General features: G+C 50.7%; 3 protein-coding genes. All 3 read left to right on the top strand.

What is annotated here, in order from left to right:
- Window positions 1-35: 35 nt before the first annotated feature.
- From KDK15_RS15280 to KDK15_RS15270, 3 genes are read left to right on the top strand one after another with little or no spacing between them, the layout of a single operon-like run.
- Window positions 36-1,895 (top strand): tape measure protein, encoded by a 1,860-nt coding sequence (locus KDK15_RS15280; protein ID WP_257296251.1) that lies wholly within the window; start codon window positions 36-38, stop codon window positions 1,893-1,895.
- Window positions 1,822-3,033 (top strand): hypothetical protein, encoded by a 1,212-nt coding sequence (locus KDK15_RS15275; protein WP_257296250.1) that lies wholly within the window; start codon window positions 1,822-1,824, stop codon window positions 3,031-3,033. The genes KDK15_RS15280 and KDK15_RS15275 overlap by 74 nt, the downstream gene beginning before the upstream one ends.
- Complete coding sequence (locus KDK15_RS15270; protein WP_257296249.1) at window positions 3,033-3,416, top strand: hypothetical protein; 384 nt, start codon at window positions 3,033-3,035, stop codon at window positions 3,414-3,416. Before KDK15_RS15275 ends, KDK15_RS15270 begins: the two co-directional genes overlap by 1 nt.
- Window positions 3,417-3,615 lie beyond the last annotated feature (199 nt).

Raw genomic sequence — 3,615 nt, 5'->3', positions numbered from 1 at the left:
AAAGAGCAGGGGCTTTTTTTTAGACAAAAAGCACTATGGCCAATATCAAACAATCCGCTATTCGCTTAATCCTGAAAGCAAAGGATTTACTGTCCAGGGATGTTAAAAAATCCTCTGCTTCCCTGGATGCCTTCAGGCAAGAGGCGAATAAGCTGAAAGGCCAGTTAGAAGAACTGGAAAACGAGAATAAGCTCCTTTCGTCTTTTAAAAAGCAGACCAAGACTACCCACGATGCAGGTCGTGCATTCCGTGAGGCAGAAGATAAAATCGCCAGGCTTGGCCGGGAAATGGGCAAGACCGGCAAGCCCACCAAGGCCATGCAAACGGCCATGGCAAAAGCCCGCAAAGACGTTAAGAAGGCCAATACCGAATATAACCGCCAGCGGGAGGCGCTGGCCAAGCTTCGGGGCTCAATGTCCTTTGCTGGATTATCGACCAAAAACCTGAAGCAGCAGCAGGCCAGGCTTGAGCAGCAGCTAAACGACACCCGGACAGCATTCAAGCGGGCTGATGAAAGCGCCAAAAAGGCAGCCATATCCCTGCGCAATAGTAACCTGAAAAAAACTGCCAGGGATGCCAAGGCGGCCAGCATCTCCATTGGCCAGCTTTCCCGGCGTTTCTTGGGGCTGGCAGCGGCAGCGGGTGGGCTCTATACGTTAAAGCGAAGCATTGAAGGGGTATTGCAGACAGGCGACCAGTTTGAGCGCTTGGGCGTTCAGATGGAGGCGATTACCGGATCGTCTGCCGAAGCCGAAAAGGCCATGCAGTGGATTAAAGATTTTACCCGGAATACACCATTCCAGCTGGAAGAAGTGTCTGAAGCTTTTGTCCGGCTGAAAGCGTTTGGCCTTGATCCTACCGATGGCTCTATGCAAGCCATTATTGACCAGGCATCAAAGCTTGGCGGCGGCATGGAGCGGCTAAACGGCATCACCCTGGGATTAGGTAAAGCCTGGGCAAAACAAAAGCTTCAGGGCGAAGAAATATTGATGCTGCTGGAGCGTGGTGTCCCTGTATGGGATTTGCTGGAAAAGGTCACCGGGAAGAATGTGCAGGAGATCCAAAAACTTTCCAGCGCCGGAAAGCTGGGCCGGGAGGCAATAAGAGGACTTATTCAGGAGATCGGCAAAAGCTCTGAAGGTGCCGCCGCCAAAAACATGAGTCTGTTGTCGGGTTATGTCAGCAACCTGAAAGACAGCTGGCAGCAGTTCCAGGATGAGGTGGCCAAGAGCGGGGCTCTGGATTACGCCAGAGAGTCCCTGGCAGGCATCGCTGCCGAAATTGAGCGGATGAACCAGAATGGCCAGCTGTCTGAATTGGCTAAAAAAGTTAGCGATGCCTTTATCGCCATGGGTGACGCTATTAAGCATGCCTTCTCTGGAGTTACCGTTGATGGCTTTGTCACCAGTATCCAATCAGGCTTTACCACCATCACAGAGTCCATGGCGGCTCTGCGGACTGCCTTTGATTTTACCCGCTCCACCGTCATGGGCTTTTTTAATGCCTTTTCTGCGGTGGTTAAGGGCTTTGGCACTGTTTATTCCGGTATTTTATACGGCATTGTCAAGGTATGGCAGGAAGTAGCCGATGCCTTGGGCTTTGATGACATTGCTGAAAAGCTGAAAGGAACCACCGATTTTCTTGCCGGCTTGACCAGGGAGTTTGCCCGACAGACGCTTGAGGATGCCAAGAATGTCCGGGATGCGCTGGTTGGGGTATACGACAGCTTTGCTGATAAAACCAAGGATACGGTGAAAACAGCAAATGATTCAGTAAAGACCATGACCAGGAGCCAGAAGTTGCTCTGGCAAAATTACGCCGATGAATTGCTCCAAGGTCAGAAGAAAGTTAAGCAAGCCACAGCCGAAACAGCCCACCGTCAAAAGCTATTTTGAGGATGCAGCCGATGCTCTCAGCCAGGTAAACACAGCCGAAACCCGGACAGAACTCGCCAGTCTTGGGGTAGCGTTGGCTGAAGCCTTTTCTCAGGGCACTTTGTCCGCAAAGGAATATTACGAGGCGACCGAAGCCAGCCGGAAAAAACTTCAGCAGTTCAACAAAGAGGCAAATAAAACCAAGGAATCCCTGAAAGACGTTGGCGACGAAGCCGAGGAAGCCGGGGATAAGCAAGAACAATCTTTTGAAAACGCCCAATCTATTTCCGCTGCTTTAGCCGGTCACTATAACGCCATAACCGCCGAACTGATGGGCATGAGCAGTGCTGCTCACGACGCTTTTGTGGCCATAAAACAAGGCGGCGGCTCAGTGGATACCACCGCAGCCAAAGGCAGTATTGAAGACCTGAAAAATGAGCTTAAGGCAACCTCCGCAGAAATTAGTCGGTTGCAAAGCAATCAATATCAATTTGACGTAACCGGCATTGGTCGCTGGCTCAATAAAACATCAACCGCTGCCGCTTATGTGAAAAAACAATTTTTGGAACAACGAATTGCCCTTGAACAGCTGTTTGAAAGCTATGAACAGGGCGAGATCAATGCCAGAAGTTTTGTCCGTGAGGCCGAAGATGCCGCACAAACCATGAACCTGCTCAATCAAACGGACTTAGACCGGCTCAATAACGCCATTGTTTCAGCCAAACAAAACATGGCCAGCTTAGGCGACAGTTCCCGCAATACCCTCAACAGCCTGCAAGATGAACTGGATGAATTGGAGGGCAGGCAATCCGATATTGAGCAGCGCCGTTATCAAAATCAGCGTGACGATTTGCGAGCGCAACAGGTCGAGGCCATTGCTAACGGGGATCAGGAGGCGATCAGGAATATTACCTCAGCCCTACGCATCAGCGAGCAGATTTACAATGAGCGGAGGCGGCAAACCAATAATGAGAGAACGCAAGCCCTCAGAGAGAGTCAAGGGAGTACAAACCTTCCTGCTCAAAGCACTGCTTTACAAAGCACGCAACGTATTATCCGGCTCGAATATCCGGGGGGTGATGTGAATGTTGGGGTAACACCGGGGGATGAAACCAAACTGCTGGATGCCCTGAAAAATGCAGGTATGAGGACGGTCTGATGCAACTCGATACCATAACACTTCCCGACGATCTGCTCTGGATCAATGAATTTGAATGGAACCCGGTAGAGCAAACCACAGAGCGCAGCCTGACCGGGGCTTTATTGGTACAGGAAGGGCAGTTAGTTCATGGCCGTCCTATTGTTCTTTCTGGCAATGGCGAGGCCGGTTGGGTTTCCCGGCTGACGGTCAAGAGCTTGTTTGCACTCTCCAAAGCGGCCAATAAAACCATGACGTTGACGCTCCCGGATAACCGGCAGTTTTCCGTTATCTTTGATCGTGCCAATGGGACTCCCATTGAGGCACAACAGCTTATGCCGTTTGCCTACCCGGACGATAGCGACCATTACCTTCTTACCCTTCGATTGCTGACCGTTCACTAAGGCTGAGAGGGGGCGATCAGGACTGTAAATATTCCTTCAGCTTGACGACTGAAAAGCGGGGACATTACCTTCTGAATTTTTACTGGAACTCTGGGGCGTTTCAGTTAAATTAGAAGTCAGTGGTAATTCACCTGAGTTTTTAGTTGAATTGACTGACTGACGATACTGCTTTTTGCGCTCCCTTTCGCGCTCGGCGTAA

Origin of the sequence: Endozoicomonas sp. YOMI1 (assembly GCF_024606345.1) — a bacterium.
Taxonomy (GTDB): Bacteria; Pseudomonadota; Gammaproteobacteria; order Pseudomonadales; family Endozoicomonadaceae; genus Endozoicomonas.
Note: the sequence above shows the minus strand (reverse complement) of the source record. Positions and strands in the feature narration are given on the sequence as shown.

Excerpts from the sequence above, each read along its gene's own strand:
- KDK15_RS15275 (WP_257296250.1), top strand. The coding sequence starts at position 1,822 with ATGAATTGCTCCAAGGTCAGAAGAAAGTTAAGCAAGCCACAGCCGAAA.
- KDK15_RS15270 (WP_257296249.1), top strand. The coding sequence starts at position 3,033 with ATGCAACTCGATACCATAACACTTCCCGACGATCTGCTCTGGATCAAT.
- KDK15_RS15280 (WP_257296251.1), top strand. The coding sequence starts at position 36 with ATGGCCAATATCAAACAATCCGCTATTCGCTTAATCCTGAAAGCAAAG.